The sequence below is a fragment of the Streptomyces sp. NBC_00582 genome, assembly GCF_036345155.1.
Classification (GTDB): Bacteria; Actinomycetota; Actinomycetes; order Streptomycetales; family Streptomycetaceae; genus Streptomyces.
The window spans coordinates 6,338,746-6,353,615 of sequence record NZ_CP107772.1; the positions used below are offsets into that span (position 1 = coordinate 6,338,746).

Consider the following 14,870-nt stretch of genomic DNA (forward strand, 5'->3'; position numbering starts at 1 on the left):
CCTGATCCGCCCGGTGGGCCCTCAGCCGGGGATGTTGTCGAACGGGGCGGTCAGCTGGCGCAGCAGGGCGGCCAGTTCGCCGCGCTGGGCGTGCGAGAGCTCGGCCAGGATCGCCCGTTCCTGGTCGAGCAGTCCGGCGAGCGCCTGGTCGGCGCGGTCCTTGCCGTCGTCCGTGAGGCGGACGAGCACACCGCGCCGGTCGCTCGGGTCCGGCAGCCGTTCCACCAGGCCCTTCTTCGCGAGCCGGTCGATACGGTTCGTCATCGTGCCCGACGTCACCAGCGTCTGCGTCAGCAACTGGCCCGGCGAGAGCTGGTACGGCGCCCCCGCGCGCCGCAGCGCGGTCAGCACGTCGAACTCCCAGGGCTCGAGCTGATGCTCGGAGAACGCCAGTCGGCGCGCCCGGTCCAGATGCCGGGCCAGTCTGCTCACCCGGCTGAGTACTTCCAGCGGCTCCACGTCGAGGTCCGGGCGCTCCCGGCGCCACGCTGCGACCAGCCGATCGACCTCGTCCTCCATGGCGATCAGTGTAGTGGTTGTGTCGACATGAAGTCTCTTGATGTCGAGTCTCTTGACGTCGAGAGAAAATGCGGGGGAGAGTGGGAGGCATGACGACCAACCCCTCCTGGGACCCCGCCCAGTACCTCCGCCACGCCGGCCACCGCGCCCGCCCCTTCCACGACCTCCTCTCCCGCGTCCCCGACCTGCCCGGCACCCCGCCCCGCATCGCCGACCTCGGCTGCGGCCCCGGCACCCTCACGGCCCACCTCGCCGACCGCTGGCCCACCGCCCGCATCACCGGCTACGACAACTCCGCGCAGATGCTCGCCGACGCCGCCGCCCACGCCGCCGACCGCCTCGACTTCGCCCACGCCGACCTCACCACCTGGACCCCGGACGAGACGTACGACCTGTTGATCTCCAACGCCGCCCTGCACTGGGTCCCCGGCCACCTCGACGCCCTCCCCGCCTGGGTCGACGGCCTCGCCCCCGGGGGCACCCTCGCCTTCCAGGTCCCCCACAACATCGACGCGCCCCTGCACGCCCTCATGCGCGACCTCGCCGGCACCCCCCGCTGGAAGGACCGCCTCGCCCACGTCCTGCGCCTCGAGGACTCCGTCCACGCCCCCGGCGTCTACCTCGACCGCCTCGCCCGCCTCGGCTGCGCCACCGACGTGTGGACGACGACGTACCACCACGTCCTCCAGGGCGAGGACCCCGTCCTCGACTGGGTCAGGGGCACCGGTCTGCGCCCCGCCCTCGACGCCCTCGCCGACGACCCCGACGCGCGGGCCGCCTTCCTCACCGACTACCGCGACCTGCTGCGCGCGGCCTACCCCCGCACCGAGTACGGCACCGTCCTGCCCTTTCGCCGCCTGTTCGCCGTCGCCACCAAGCAGGCGCGATGATCACCGCCCTCGACCACGTCCGACTCGCCGCGCCACCCGGCAACCGAGGACCTCCTGCGCGCCTTCTGCACGGACGTCCTCGGCATGACCGAGATCCCGAAACCGGGCGTGCTCGCCACCCGCGGCGGCTGCTGGTTCCAGGCCGGCGCCGTACAGATCCATGGGGGGACGGAGAAGGCTCCCGGGGACTTCCGCCCCTCGGCCAAGGCCCACCCGGGCCTCCGGGTCACCGCAATCGCCGCCCACGCCGCCCGCCCGGAGGCCCACGGCACCGACGTCACCTGGGACGACGACCTCCCCGGCCACGACCGCTTCCACGCCCACGACCCCGTGGGCAACCGACTGGAGTTCCTCGAACCCCGCGTTTGAACAGCTGTGCGACGGCCACTCGGCAGGAGTTCGGACAACCGAGGAGCGAACCACCATGGCACGCGAGCAGAAGGCCAAGGCCAAGAAGGAACAGCTCAAGGGCAAGGCCAAGGAGGCCACCGGACGGGCGGTGCGGGACCTGCCCCTGGAGGGCGAGGGCCACGCCGAGAAGTCCAAGGGAGACGCCCGCCAGGCCAAGGAGAAGACCAAGGACATCTTCAAGCACTGATCCCGCTTTTCACGCCCTGATCCCGGCAGGCCGCCGCCTGGCCGCGACGGCGCCGCGCCCAGCGGCGCGGCCTGTGCCGCGGCGGCCTACGCCTTGCGGCGGCCTATCAGGTGCGGTTTCGCCTCCAGCCCGTCCAGCCCGTGCCAGGCGAGATTCACCAGATGCGCCGCCACCTCCGCCTTCTTCGGACGACGCACGTCCAGCCACCACTGCCCGGTCAGCGCCACCATCCCCACCAGCGCCTGCGCGTACAGCGGCGCCAGCTTCGGATCGAAGCCGCGGCTCTTGAACTCACGCCCCAGGATGTCCTCCACCTGGGTGGCGATGTCCGAGATCAACGAGGCGAAGGAACCCGTCGACTGCGGAATGGGGGAGTCCCGGACCAGGATCCGGAACCCGTCGGTGTACTCCTCGATGTAGTCCAGGAGCGCGAACGCGGCCTGCTCGCACAGCTCACGAGGGTGCCCGGCGGTCAGCGAACCGGTCACCATGTCCAGCAGCCGCCGCATCTCCCGGTCCACGACGACCGCGTACAGCCCCTCCTTGCCGCCGAAGTGCTCGTACACCACCGGCTTGGAGACCCCGGCCTTCGCCGCGATCTCCTCCACCGACGTGGCCTCGAAACCCTTCGCCGCGAACAGCGTGCGACCGATCTCCAGCAACTGCTGCCGGCGCTCGGCCCCGGTCATACGGGTGCGCCGGACACGCCGCGGCTTCGCTTCGCCGCCGGGACTGGGGGTACTGCTGGAGTCGGTCGCCACGCCGTCAATCATGCCGTCTTCGCCGCCGCCTTCCGGCGCCGGAAGCCGTCCTCATCCGTGTTGCGACGCGAATCGATACGCGAGCGTGACGGCCAGCGCACGTCGTACGCCCACCCGAACACCTCGAACCAGCGGATCAGCCGCGCCGAGGAGTCGATCTGCCCCCGCTCCACACCGTGCCGCGCCGACGTCGGATCCGCGTGGTGCAGGTTGTGCCAGGACTCGCCGCACGACAGCACCGCCAGCCACCACACGTTGCCCGAGCGGTCCCGCGACTTGAACGGCCGCTTGCCCACCGCGTGACAGATCGAGTTGATCGACCACGTGACGTGGTGCAGCAGCGCCACCCGCACGAGGGACCCCCAGAAGAACGCCGTGAACGCGCCCCACCAGGACATCGTCACCAGCCCGCCCACCAGCGGCGGGATCGCGAGGGACACCACCGTCCACAGGATGAACTGCCGCGAGATCGCCCGGATCGCCCCGTCCTTGATCAGATCCGGCGCGTACTTGTCCTGCGGGGTCTGCTCCTCGTCGAACATCCAGCCGATGTGCGCCCACCACAGGCCCTTCATCAGCGCCGGAACCGTCTCCCCGAACCGCCACGGCGAATGCGGGTCGCCCTCCGCGTCCGAGAACTTGTGGTGCTTGCGGTGATCCGCCACCCAGCGCACCAGCGGCCCCTCCACCGCCAGCGACCCCATGATCGCCAGCGCGATCCTCAGCGGCCGCTTCGCCTTGAACGAACCGTGCGTGAAGTAGCGGTGGAAACCGATCGTGATGCCGTGGCACCCGACGTAGTACATGAGGACCAGCAGGCCCAGGTCCAGCCAGCTGACCCCCCAGCCCCACGCCAGCGGCACCGCCGCGAGCAGCGCGAGGAACGGGACGATGATGAAGAGGAGAAGGGTGATCTGCTCCAGCGAGCGCTTCTGCTCGCCACCGAGCGTCGCGGAGGGAAGCGGAGCGCCGTCGTTCGCCTTCGGGGCGTCGTCGATCACATCGGAGCTCGTGGTCATGGGGCGTCCCCTGTGGGGTTCGAGGGTTCTGTGGCAGGTCGCCGGGTCACGGCCACCACGCGCAGGATGCCAGGTACAGCTTCCTACGGTTCCGTAACCTACGGCATCGTAAGTATGTCAGCGCCCTGCTCGGCGGCAAGAGCCCGACCGTCTGCGCGTCCCGTCCGCCACCTATCCTTGGAGACGGTCGGACAGCGCGGTCCGCTCTGTTTTCTTCCCGGATGTCCGGCCCGTATGCGGCACCCGCCGCCAGGACGGCTCCGGGCCCCGTCCCAGACGAGCCTCAGACGAGCTTCACCACTGCAAGGAGCCGCACCTGTGAGCAGTGCCGACGACCAGACCACGACGACGAGTGCAGAGCTGCGCGCCGACATCCGCCGACTGGGTGACCTCCTCGGGGAGACCCTCGTCCGGCAGGAGGGCCCCGAACTGCTCGACCTCGTCGAGAAGGTCCGCCGCCTCACCCGCGAGGACGGCGAGGCCGCCGCCGAGCTGCTGCGCGGAACCGAACTGGAGACCGCCGCCAAGCTGGTCCGCGCCTTCTCCACCTACTTCCACCTCGCGAACGTCACCGAACAGGTCCACCGCGGCCGTGAGCTGCGCGCCAAGCGCGCCGCCGAGGGCGGTCTCCTCGCCCGCACCGCCGACCGCCTCAAGGACGCCGACCCCGAGCACGTCCGCGAGAGCGTCCGCCATCTGAACGTTCGCCCGGTGTTCACCGCACACCCGACCGAAGCCGCGCGCCGGTCGGTACTGAACAAGCTCCGGCGCATCGCCGCGCTTCTGGAGACCCCCGTCATCGAGGCCGACCGCCGGCGCCACGACACGCGCCTCGCCGAGAACATCGACCTCGTCTGGCAGACCGACGAGCTGCGGGTCGTGCGCCCCGAACCCGCCGACGAGGCCCGCAACGCGATCTACTACCTCGACGAGCTGCACGCGAACGCCGTCGGCGACGTCCTGGAGGACCTCACCTCCGAGCTGGAGCGTGTCGGCGTCCGCCTCCCCGACGACACCCGCCCCCTCACCTTCGGCACCTGGATCGGCGGCGACCGCGACGGCAACCCCAACGTCACCCCGCAGGTCACCTGGGACGTCCTCATCCTCCAGCACGAACACGGCATCAACGACGCCCTGGAGACGATCGACGAGCTGCGCGGTTTCCTCTCCAACTCCATCCGCTACACCGGCGCGACCGAGGAGCTCCTGGAGTCACTGCGGACCGACCTCGAACGCCTGCCCGAGATCAGCCCCCGCTACAAGCGCCTCAACGCCGAGGAGCCCTACCGCCTCAAGGCCACCTGCATCCGGCAGAAGCTGGAGAACACCAAGCAGCGCCTCGCCAAGGGCACCCCGCACGAGCCCGGCCGCGACTACCTCGGCACCAGCGAGCTCCTCCAGGACCTCACCCTCGTGCAGACCTCCCTGCGCGCGCACCGCGGCGCCCTCTTCGCCGACGGCCGGATGAACCGCACCATCCGCACCCTCGCCGCCTTCGGCCTCCAGCTCGCCACCATGGACGTCCGCGAACACGCCGACGCCCACCACCACGCCCTCGGCCAGCTCTTCGACCGCCTCGGCGAGGAGTCCTGGCGGTACGTGGACATGCCGCGCGAATACCGTACGAGGCTGCTGGCGAAGGAGCTGCGGTCCAGAAGGCCGCTCGCCCCCACCCCCGCGCCCGTCGACGCGGCCGGCGAGAAGACCCTCGGCGTGTTCGGGACGATCAAGCGGGCGCTCGCCGTCTTCGGCCCCGAGGTCATCGAGTCCTACATCATCTCCATGTGCCAGGGCGCCGACGACGTCTTCGCCGCCGCCGTCCTCGCCCGCGAGGCCGGCCTCATCGACCTGCACGCCGGCTGGGCCAAGATCGGCATCGTGCCCCTGCTGGAGACCACCGACGAGCTCAAGGCCGCCGACACCATCCTCGAGGAGATGCTCTCCGACCCCTCCTACCGGCGCCTCGTCGCCCTGCGCGGAGACGTCCAGGAGGTCATGCTCGGCTACTCCGACTCCTCCAAGTTCGGCGGCATCACCACCTCCCAGTGGGAGATCCACCGGGCGCAGCGCCGCCTGCGCGACGTCGCCCACCGCTACGGCGTACGCCTGCGCCTCTTCCACGGCCGCGGCGGCACCGTCGGCCGCGGCGGCGGCCCCTCCCACGACGCGATCCTCGCGCAGCCCTGGGGTACCCTCGAAGGCGAGATCAAGGTCACCGAACAGGGCGAGGTCATCTCCGACAAGTACCTCATCCCCTCGCTGGCCCGCGAGAACCTGGAACTGACGGTCGCCGCCACCCTCCAGGCCTCCGCCCTGCACACCGCCCCGCGCCAGTCCGTCGAGGCCCTCGCCCGCTGGGACGCGGCCATGGACGTCGTGTCCGACGCGGCGCACGCGGCGTACCGCGCGCTGGTCGAGGACCCCGACCTGCCCGCGTACTTCTTCGCCTCCACCCCCGTCGACCAGCTCGCCGAACTCCACCTCGGCTCCCGGCCCTCGCGCCGCCCCGACTCCGGCGCCGGACTCGACGGACTGCGCGCCATCCCGTGGGTGTTCGGCTGGACCCAGTCCCGGCAGATCGTCCCCGGCTGGTTCGGCGTCGGCTCCGGCCTGAAGGCCCTGCGCGAGGCGGGCCTGGACACCGTGCTCGACGAGATGCACGAACAGTGGCACTTCTTCCGCAACTTCGTCTCCAACGTCGAGATGACCCTCGCCAAGACGGACCTGCGGATCGCCCAGCACTACGTCGACACCCTCGTCCCCGACGACCTCAAGCACGTCTTCGACCGCATCAGGGCCGAACACGCGCTGACCGTCGCCGAGGTCCTCAAGATCACCGGCGAGAGCGAACTGCTGGACGCCACACCGGTGCTGAAGCAGACCTTCACCATCCGCGACGCCTACCTGGACCCCATCTCCTACCTCCAGGTGACCCTGCTCAAGCGCCAGCGCGACGCGGCGGCGGCCGGCGAGGAACCCGACCCGCTGCTCTCCCGCGCCCTGCTCCTGACGGTCAACGGCGTGGCGGCGGGCCTGCGCAACACCGGCTGAGCGCCCGCGGAAGGCCGAAGAGGGGTGCCCCCGAGCCTCGGAGAAGTACGAGGCTCGGGGGCACCCCCGTCTTCATGCGGTACGTCAGGCTCGGCGCCGCCGGGCCACGAGGTAACCGCCGGCGCCCACCAGCGCCGCCGCCATGACCGCGAGGGCGCCGACGGGTGCGCCGTTGCCGGTCTCGGCCAGGCCGCCGCTGCCGCCCTGCGGGGACGCCGAGGACGACGGCTCCGCGGACGCCGAGGAGTCCGGCGAGACCGAGGTGCTCGGCGAGGAGGACGAGGAAGGAGAGGCGGAGGGCGAGGCCGACGACGAGGCCGGGGCGGAGCCCGACGGGGACCCGGACGGCGAACCGGACGGTGAGGAACCGCCGCCGCCGTCCTCCTCGCAGTCCACCTTGAACACCTTGTGCTTCGCGGCCCCCTTCTCGCCGTCGAAGTTCCAGAACAGCTTGTACTGGCCGTCGGGCAGCGACAGGTCCTGGGTCCGGCCGTGACCGTTCGAGTCCAGCGTGAGCGAGCCGGTCCTGACGGTCTCGCCCTTGTCGGCGTCGTTGTCCGCCCAGGCCTCGATGTGCCAGTCGACGCTCTGCAGGCCATCGAAACCGAACGCGTCGAGATAGAACGAGCAGACCTTCGGCTCGTCGCGCTGGTCGAACTCGTCGGTCGTCGACCGGTGGGTCTTCACATCGCCGTTGTCGCCTTTGGCCGCGTGGGCGGCTGGGGCCAGCAGCAGCGTCGCCGAGGAGGCGAGGGCGACGACACCGGCCCGGGTGAGGGTACGCATGGGGCAGTCCATCTTCGAGTGACGAAAGGGAAGATGTGGAGGGGGCGGCTCAGCTTCCTGCGGACACTGACTCTCGGTCAATCACGAACAGGAAACATATGGCCGCCGCACAGAAAAAGTGCGCCTGGAACACGATCAGATCGTGACAAAAGCCGCCGTCAACAACGCCACCCCGGACCCCGCCAGCGCCCACCCCCACCGCGCACGCCCCAGCCCGCCCGCCACCACCACCGACGCGAGCAGCAACGCGCCCCCCATCGGCACCCACGCGTACAGCACCCCGGCCGGACCCGACCGCACCACCTCGTCACCGTCCGGCTTGACCACGACCGTGTAGGTCCGCCCCTTGCGCACCGCCACCGACTTCTCGATCACCACCCGCGACCGCGCCGTCGACCCCTGCGACAACGGCGTGTACGGCCCCGAACAGGTCTGCTCCCCGCACCGCGTCACCTCGACCGTGCCGTGCTCCCGCCCCTTCGTCAGCATCACCTGCTGCGCCGTACCCCACGACCCCCACACCCCGGCGAACAGGATCAGCACCGCCACCACCCCCATCCCCGCGAGCCGCCCGAAACGCAACGCGGTGGCGGAGGCCCGACGGGCCGGGGCAGAGCTGTTCCTCCGGCCAGGACGGCCTCTGCGGCCCTTACGGCGATGGGACGAGACAGCGACGGCAGGCATGGCCGGGATCATTGGCCAAGCCTCAGCGGCCAGTCAACCTCCCCGGGCGACACGTCACGAGTTGTACGTACTCTGCGCCCGCTCCAGCCCCTCGCTCACCAGACACTCCACCGCATCCGCCGCCCGGTCCACGAACCAGTCCAGCTCCTTGCGCTCCGTCGCCGAGAAGTCCTTCAGCACGAAGTCCGCCACCTGCATCCGCCCCGGCGGCCGGCCGATCCCGCACCGCACCCGGTGGTACTCCGCACCCATCGCCTTCGTCATCGACTTCAGACCGTTGTGCCCGTTGTCCCCGCCGCCCAGCTTCAGCCGCAGGGTCCCGTAGTCGATGTCCAGCTCGTCGTGCACGGCCACGATGTTCGCCACCGGCACCTTGTAGAAGTCCCGCAGCGCGTTCACCGGACCACCGGACAGATTCATGAACGACATCGGCTTCGCCAGGACCACCCGCCGGCTCGCCGGCCCCGCCGGCCCGATCCGCCCCTCGACGACCTGGGCCTGCGCCTTCCCCGCCCGCTTGAACCTCCCCCCGATCCGCTCGGCCAGCAGATCGGCCACCATGAAACCGACGTTGTGGCGGTTACCGGCATACTCCGGGCCGGGATTCCCGAGGCCGACGATCAGCCAGGGGGCATTGGCAGGGGTCGTCACGTCATGTCTCCTTACGCAGCAGCCGCTGCTCCCCGAACGAGGGGAACAGCGGCTGGAGCCGATGTACCGCTGCGAAAGCTACGCGGCTCAGGCCTCGGCGACCTCTTCGCCCTCGGCGCCCTCGCCCTCCGGGGCCTCCTCGGCCTGCGCGGCCAGCACCTGCAGGACGACCGCGTCGGCGTCCACGGCCAGCGTGACACCCTTCGGCAGCGTGATGTCCTTCGCCAGGACGGAGGCACCGGCCTCCAGGCCCTCGACGGAGACGGTGACGCCCTCGGGGATGTGGGTGGCCTCGGCCTCGACCGGCAGCGCGTTCAGGACGTGCTCCAGCAGGTTGCCACCGGCGGCCAGCTCACCCTCGGCGTGCACCGGGATCTCGACGGTGACCTTCTCGCCGCGCTTGACCAGCAGCAGGTCGACGTGCTCCAGGAAGCCCTTGATCGCGTCGCGCTGCACGGCCTTCGGGATCGCCAGCTCGCTGGTCTTGCCGTCGATGTCCAGCGAGATCAGCACGTTCGGGGTACGCAGCGCGAGCAGCAGGTCGTGGCCCGGGAGGGTCAGGTGCAGCGGGTCCGAGCCGTGGCCGTACAGGACACCGGGGACCTTGCTGTCACGACGGATACGACGGGCGGCACCCTTGCCGAACTCGGTACGGGTCTGGGCGGAGATCTTGACCTCGGACATGATCACTCCTCGTAGAAACTCGGATCGGACGTGGTCACCCGGCCACGAACGGCCTGCTACGAAGAGCGCGTCGATAACGGAGCGTCGCATCCAAGGACGCGGCCTCCCTCGCCGAGCAACTGCAGAAGTCTACTCGGCGGAGGAGGCCGCAGAAAAATCGATCATCCCGAAGGACGGAGACGGAGAGGGACGAACAGGCTCACTGCTCGTCGAACAGGCTCGTCACCGACCCGTCCTCGAACACCTCACGCACCGCGCTCGCGATCGTGTGCGCGATGGACAGAACCGTGATCTTGTCCAGCTCCAGCTCGCCCGGCGTCGGCAGCGTGTTCGTGAACACGAACTCACTCACCTTCGAGTTCTTCAGACGGTCCGCAGCGGGTCCCGACAGCACACCGTGCGTCGCCGTCACGATGACGTCCTCCGCACCGTGCGCGAACAGCGCGTCGGCCGCGGCGCAGATCGTGCCACCCGTGTCGATCATGTCGTCGACCAGCACACAGACCCGGCCCTTGACCTCGCCCACGACCTCGTGGACCGTCACCTGGTTCGCCACGTCCTTGTCGCGCCGCTTGTGCACGATCGCCAGCGGCGCGCCCAGCCGGTCGCACCAGCGGTCCGCCACCCGTACCCGGCCGGCGTCCGGCGACACCACCGTCAGCTTCGCGCTGTCCACCTTGCTGCCCACGTAGTCCGCCAGCAGCGGCAGCGCGAACAGGTGGTCGACCGGACCGTCGAAGAAGCCCTGGATCTGATCGGTGTGCAGATCCACGGTCAGGATCCGGTCCGCACCCGCCGTCTTCATCAGGTCCGCGATCAGCCGCGCCGAGATCGGCTCACGGCCACGGTGCTTCTTGTCCTGGCGCGCATAGCCGTAGAACGGCACGATCACGGTGATCGAACGGGCCGACGCACGCTTCAGCGCGTCGATCATGATCAACTGCTCCATGATCCACTTGTTGATCGGAGCCGTGTGGCTCTGGATCAGGAAGCAGTCCGCACCACGCGCCGACTCCTGGTAGCGGACATAGATCTCACCGTTGGCGAAGTCGAAGGCCTTCGTCGGGACGACCCCGACACCCAGCTCGTGGGCGACCTCCTCGGCAAGCTCGGGGTGGGCGCGGCCGGAGAAGAACATCAACTTCTTCTCGCCGGTCGTCTTGATCCCGGTCACAGCACTGTCTCCTCAGAGGTCTCTCAGGGGTGCGGGTTCGCACTTATCACGGTACGCCGTGTCCGGCGCACCTGTTTCCGGTCAGTCTTCGCCCTCGCGCTGCTGAGCAGCCGCCTCGGCCGCCTGCGCGGCAGCGCTTCCCGGACGCTTACGGGCCACCCAACCCTCGATATTCCGCTGCTGACCACGGGCCACGGCCAGCGAACCGGGCGGCACATCCTTGGTGATCACGGACCCGGCGGCGGTGTACGCGCCGTCCCCCACCGTGACAGGAGCCACAAACATGTTGTCCGAACCGGTACGACAGTGCGACCCGACGGTGGTGTGGTGCTTCTCCTGCCCGTCGTAGTTCACGAACACGCTGGCCGCACCGATGTTGCTGTACTCACCGATGGTCGCGTCCCCGACATAGGAGAGATGCGGGATCTTCGTCCCCTCCCCGATCGAGGCGTTCTTGGTCTCCACATACGTACCGATCTTGCCCTTCACGCCCAGCCGCGTCCCCGGCCGCAGATAGGCGTACGGCCCGACACTCGCGTGCGCGCCGATGTGCGACGCGTAGGACACCGTGTTGTCGACGCGGGCCCCCGCACCGACGATCGTGTCCGTGAGCCGGCTGTTCGGACCGACCTCCGCGCCCTCACCGAGATGCGTGGCGCCGTGCAGCTGCGTGCCCGGGTGGACGACGGCGTCCTGCTCGAAGGTGACGGTGACGTCGACCCAGGTGGTCGCCGGATCGATCACCGTGACACCCGACAGCATGGCGGCGGTCAGCAGCCGGTCGTTGAGGATCCGACGGGCCTCGCTCAGCTGCACCCGGTTGTTGATACCGGCGATCTCCCGGTGATCGACCGCCACGCAGGCCCCGACCCGGTGCCCGGCCTCCCGCAGGATCCCCAGCACGTCGGTGAGGTACTCCTCACCCTGGCTGTTGTCCGTCCGCACCTTCTTCAGCGCGTCCGCGAGCAGCGCCCCGTCGAACGCGAACACCCCGGAGTTGATCTCACGGATCGCCCGCTGGGCGTCGGAGGCGTCCTTGTGCTCCACGATCGCGGTGACCGCACCCGTCGCCCCGTCCCGCACGATCCGCCCGTACCCGGTCGCGTCCGGCACCTGAGCGGTCAGCACGGTGACCGCGTTGCCGTCACCGTGGTGGGTCGCCGCCAGCGCGGACAGGGTGGCGCCGGTGAGCAGCGGGGTGTCGCCGCACACGACGACGACGGTCCCGTCGAGGGTGCCGCCGAGCTGCTCCAGGGCGATCCGCACGGCGTGCCCGGTGCCGTTCTGCTCCTCCTGGACGGCGGTGCGTACGGCGGCGTCGACCTCGGCGAGGTGGGCCGTGACCTTCTCGCGCGCGTGCCCGACGACGACGACCAGGTTCTCGGGGTCCAACTCACGGGCGGCGGCCAGCACATGCCCGACGAGACTGCGGCCGCAGAGCTCGTGCAGGACCTTGGGTGTGGCCGACTTCATACGGGTGCCCTCACCCGCTGCGAGAACGACGACGGCTGCCGGGCGAATGGCGCTCACGGATGTGCCCTTCGGCTGTGAAGTGAGGTGGGGACATCCGAAGGATACCGGGGCGTTTCCTGGGGGACATGAGAGCGGGCCCTGACCTTGCTGGGTCAGGACCCGAACTCAGTATTTGTGGCTCCCGGAGAAGGATTCGAACCCTCATTCAACGGACCAAAACCGTTTGTCCTGCCCTTAGACGATCCGGGATGATTTGCTCGCTATGTCCGATTCTATTGATCGGCTTGGCGCGCGGACTCCACTATGCCGTACCAGGAGCCCTCGATGCGACGGTACAAGTCGGCGCTCTTGAGTACGTAGATGATCAAGCAGCCGCGATATGCCTCCTCGGTGTTCTTCCGGGTCGTCTTCGGGTTGTGCTTCTTGAGGGTGGGCTTCTGGAATGTGGCGGCCTCCACGCCCACCAGATCGGCCCAGAACTGCTGGGCGGCCGTCACGCTGGCTGATTCGTGGATGCTCACCCGAAAGCGCAGGCGCTCGCGTTCCACGCCGAGTACGTCGAGCCAGCGCAGGAAAAAGATGATGACGTTCGGATCACTGTTGATGAAGTGCAGCCTCTCGCGGCGGCTGTATGACTTGTCCTTGGCGCCTTCCGCCCAGTAAAGGACCACGCCCGCCAGGAAGACCTCTCGGTCGCACAGGTCACCCACTGCTTGCCTGGCAGTCGTCTTCGTGAGCCGGCGTTCCTCCTCTCGGCGTTGCAATGTGGCTTCCCAGCCCCGTCTGGCGATCGCCGACGCCTCCTCGGGGGTCCGCTTCCGCTCCGGCTTCGGCAGATCCCGTACCCACAGCGAGATCGAGCTCTTCGAGCAGCCCAGTTCCAGCTGGATCCGGTCGTACGTCCAGCCCTGGAGCCGTAGCTCGCGCGCCCTCTCGCGGAGATCGTCCTTCGCGTTCGGGCGCTTCGTCCATTCCGGAGGCGGCTCGCCCTCCAGGAGGCGGTTGAGGATGTCGTTGTTGTCGATGTGCAGCCGGTCGCGGATCTGTCGTCGGCTGAGTCCCGCCCGCCGCAGGGCGACCGCCCGCTCCCGCAGGGTCTCGAAGTCCGCGTACTTGCCAGAGGAATGTGCCATGCACATACCGTCCGGGCGGAATGCGGGGTTCCGGGGTCGAACAGGTGGGGTTCACCTGTTCGAGGGAATGGGGGCGGTTTCGGTCGGTGAAAGTCGACGGAAAGGGTGGGGGGCGCGCCCGTAGGCTGGGGGCATGACCACGACGGGGGAAGAGACCGCGGCGGACCTGAGGGGGCCGCTGTGGTGGGCCAGGTGGCGCAGTGCCGCGTTCGACTGTGGTCTGGCCGCCGTGTCGGCCGTGGAGTGCGCGGCGGAGGGCGTGGCGTTCGCGCGGGACGCCGGGATCCCGGTGGCGGTGGGGGTGGTGTTCGGACTGCTCGCCGGTTCCGTGCTGGTGGTGCGGCGCCAGTGGCCGATCGCCGTGGTGCTGGTGGCGATCGCGATCACGCCGGCCCAGATGGGCTTCCTGATGGGTCTGGTCGGTCTGTACACGCTCGCCGCGTCCGAGCTGCCCCGGCGGATCATCGCCTCGCTGGCGGGGATGCAGCTGGTGGGGACGTTGATCGTGACGTTCGTACGGGTGCGGCAGAGCATGGACTCGGGGCGGCTGACGATCGGGGACTGGTTCATTCCGTTCGCGGCGGTCGTGATGTCCCTGGGGCTGACCGCGCCGCCCGTGCTGCTGGGGCTGTACGCCGGTCAGCGGCGCCGGCTGATGGAGAGCCTGCGTGAGCGGGCGGACAGTCTCGAGCGGGAGCTGCAGTTGCTCGCCGAGCGGGCGGAGGAGCGGGCCGAGTGGGCGCGGAGCGAGGAGCGGACGCGGATCGCCCGGGAGATGCACGACGTGGTCGCGCACCGGGTCAGTCTCATGGTCGTCCACGCCGCCGCGCTGCAGGCCGTCGCGCGCAAGGATCCGGAGAAGGCCGTACGGAACGCCGCTCTCGTCGGGGACATGGGGCGGCAGGCGTTGACGGAGTTGCGGGAGATGCTCGGGGTGCTCAGGAGCGGTGGGGAGCGGGAGCGGGCGGCGTCCGCGGTGCCGTTGGCGGCGGTGGGGGTGGCGGCCGCGGCGGCGGCCTCGCGGGCGGTGGTGGAGCAGCAGCACGGTGAGGGGCCGTGTCTGGAGGAGCTGGAGGAGTTGATCGGGCAGTCGGCGGCCGCGGGGATGGTGGTGGATCTGTCGGTGGAGGGGGAGGTGCGGGTGTACGCGGCGGAGATCGAGCAGACGGCGTACCGGGTGGTGCAGGAGGCGTTGACGAACGTGCACAAGCACGCGGCGGGGGCGAAGACGCATGTGCGGCTGGCGCACCGGGTGGCGGAGATCGCGATGCAGGTGGAGAACGAGCCGCCGCCGGAGGTGGGTTCGGCGGGTTCGGCGGGGTTGCCGTCGGGGGGCAACGGTCTGGTGGGGATGAAGGAGCGGGTGGTGGCGCTCGGCGGGGTGTTCGTGTCGGGGCCGACGGAGGCGGGGGGTTTCCGGGTGTCGGCGGTGATCCCCTCGCCGTGA

Annotated in this window: 14 protein-coding genes, 1 tRNA gene and 1 pseudogene; 5 read left to right on the forward strand and 11 right to left on the reverse strand. The window is 69.8% G+C overall.

Going from position 1 to position 14,870, the window contains the following annotated elements; translation table 11 throughout:
• Positions 1-21: 21 nt before the first annotated feature.
• Positions 22-519 carry a MarR family transcriptional regulator TamR gene (tamR, locus tag OG852_RS28550; RefSeq protein ID WP_055636625.1) on the reverse strand — a complete coding sequence of 166 codons (498 nt, stop codon included), beginning with the start codon at positions 517-519 and terminating at the stop codon, positions 22-24.
• Between the two features lie 89 nt (positions 520-608).
• Between tamR and OG852_RS28555 the strand changes: the two genes are divergently transcribed.
• From OG852_RS28555 to OG852_RS28565, 3 genes and pseudogenes are all read left to right on the forward strand, one after another.
• Positions 609-1,409: a trans-aconitate 2-methyltransferase gene (locus tag OG852_RS28555; RefSeq protein WP_330349381.1), complete on the forward strand. Its 801-nt coding sequence runs from the start codon at positions 609-611 to the stop codon at positions 1,407-1,409.
• Positions 1,406-1,778: pseudogene (locus tag OG852_RS28560) on the forward strand (glyoxalase). The gene OG852_RS28555 and the pseudogene OG852_RS28560 overlap by 4 nt, the downstream one beginning before the upstream one ends.
• Before the next feature lie 55 nt (positions 1,779-1,833).
• The gene (locus tag OG852_RS28565) at positions 1,834-2,007 is read left to right on the forward strand and encodes a CsbD family protein (protein WP_133912310.1); all 174 of its coding nucleotides are present in this window, start codon (positions 1,834-1,836) and stop codon (positions 2,005-2,007) included.
• A gap of 86 nt (positions 2,008-2,093) precedes the next feature.
• Here OG852_RS28565 and OG852_RS28570 read toward each other — a convergent pair whose 3' ends face one another.
• Both OG852_RS28570 and OG852_RS28575 read right to left on the reverse strand, forming a co-directional pair.
• Positions 2,094-2,780: a TetR family transcriptional regulator gene (locus OG852_RS28570; RefSeq protein ID WP_133912311.1), complete on the reverse strand. Its 687-nt coding sequence runs from the start codon at positions 2,778-2,780 to the stop codon at positions 2,094-2,096.
• Positions 2,777-3,787 carry an acyl-CoA desaturase gene (locus OG852_RS28575; RefSeq protein WP_330349382.1) on the reverse strand — a complete coding sequence of 337 codons (1,011 nt, stop codon included), beginning with the start codon at positions 3,785-3,787 and terminating at the stop codon, positions 2,777-2,779. Before OG852_RS28575 ends, OG852_RS28570 begins: the two co-directional genes overlap by 4 nt.
• 318 nt (positions 3,788-4,105) lie before the next feature.
• Here OG852_RS28575 and ppc point away from each other — a divergent pair, with 318 nt between their 5' ends.
• A complete protein-coding gene (ppc, locus tag OG852_RS28580; protein WP_133912313.1) occupies positions 4,106-6,838 on the forward strand; it encodes a phosphoenolpyruvate carboxylase in 2,733 nt (910 codons plus the stop codon).
• Positions 6,839-6,922: 84 nt separating this feature from the next.
• On the opposite strand, the gene OG852_RS28585 is transcribed toward ppc, so the two are convergent.
• The 8 genes from OG852_RS28585 to OG852_RS28620 form a co-directional block, all read right to left on the reverse strand.
• Positions 6,923-7,624 (reverse strand): LPXTG cell wall anchor domain-containing protein, encoded by a 702-nt coding sequence (locus tag OG852_RS28585; RefSeq protein ID WP_330349383.1) that lies wholly within the window; start codon positions 7,622-7,624, stop codon positions 6,923-6,925.
• Between the two features lie 135 nt (positions 7,625-7,759).
• Positions 7,760-8,320, reverse strand: coding sequence for a hypothetical protein (locus OG852_RS28590; RefSeq protein WP_133912315.1), 561 nt, complete (start codon positions 8,318-8,320; stop codon positions 7,760-7,762).
• A gap of 42 nt (positions 8,321-8,362) precedes the next feature.
• Positions 8,363-8,959, reverse strand: coding sequence for an aminoacyl-tRNA hydrolase (gene pth / locus OG852_RS28595; protein ID WP_133912316.1), 597 nt, complete (start codon positions 8,957-8,959; stop codon positions 8,363-8,365).
• A gap of 87 nt (positions 8,960-9,046) precedes the next feature.
• Complete coding sequence (locus OG852_RS28600; RefSeq protein ID WP_133912317.1) at positions 9,047-9,643, reverse strand: 50S ribosomal protein L25/general stress protein Ctc; 597 nt, start codon at positions 9,641-9,643, stop codon at positions 9,047-9,049.
• A 199-nt stretch (positions 9,644-9,842) separates the two neighbouring features.
• Positions 9,843-10,817, reverse strand: coding sequence for a ribose-phosphate diphosphokinase (locus OG852_RS28605; protein WP_067251117.1), 975 nt, complete (start codon positions 10,815-10,817; stop codon positions 9,843-9,845).
• 81 nt (positions 10,818-10,898) lie between these two features.
• Positions 10,899-12,347 carry a bifunctional UDP-N-acetylglucosamine diphosphorylase/glucosamine-1-phosphate N-acetyltransferase GlmU gene (gene glmU, locus OG852_RS28610; RefSeq protein ID WP_330349384.1) on the reverse strand — a complete coding sequence of 483 codons (1,449 nt, stop codon included), beginning with the start codon at positions 12,345-12,347 and terminating at the stop codon, positions 10,899-10,901.
• A 118-nt stretch (positions 12,348-12,465) separates the two neighbouring features.
• A tRNA-Gln gene (locus tag OG852_RS28615) sits at positions 12,466-12,539 on the reverse strand.
• Between the two features lie 23 nt (positions 12,540-12,562).
• A complete protein-coding gene (locus OG852_RS28620) occupies positions 12,563-13,423 on the reverse strand; it encodes a hypothetical protein (protein WP_330349385.1) in 861 nt (286 codons plus the stop codon).
• 133 nt (positions 13,424-13,556) lie between these two features.
• On the opposite strand from OG852_RS28620, the gene OG852_RS28625 reads away from it, so the two are divergent.
• Positions 13,557-14,870 (forward strand): sensor histidine kinase, encoded by a 1,314-nt coding sequence (locus OG852_RS28625; RefSeq protein WP_133912320.1) that lies wholly within the window; start codon positions 13,557-13,559, stop codon positions 14,868-14,870.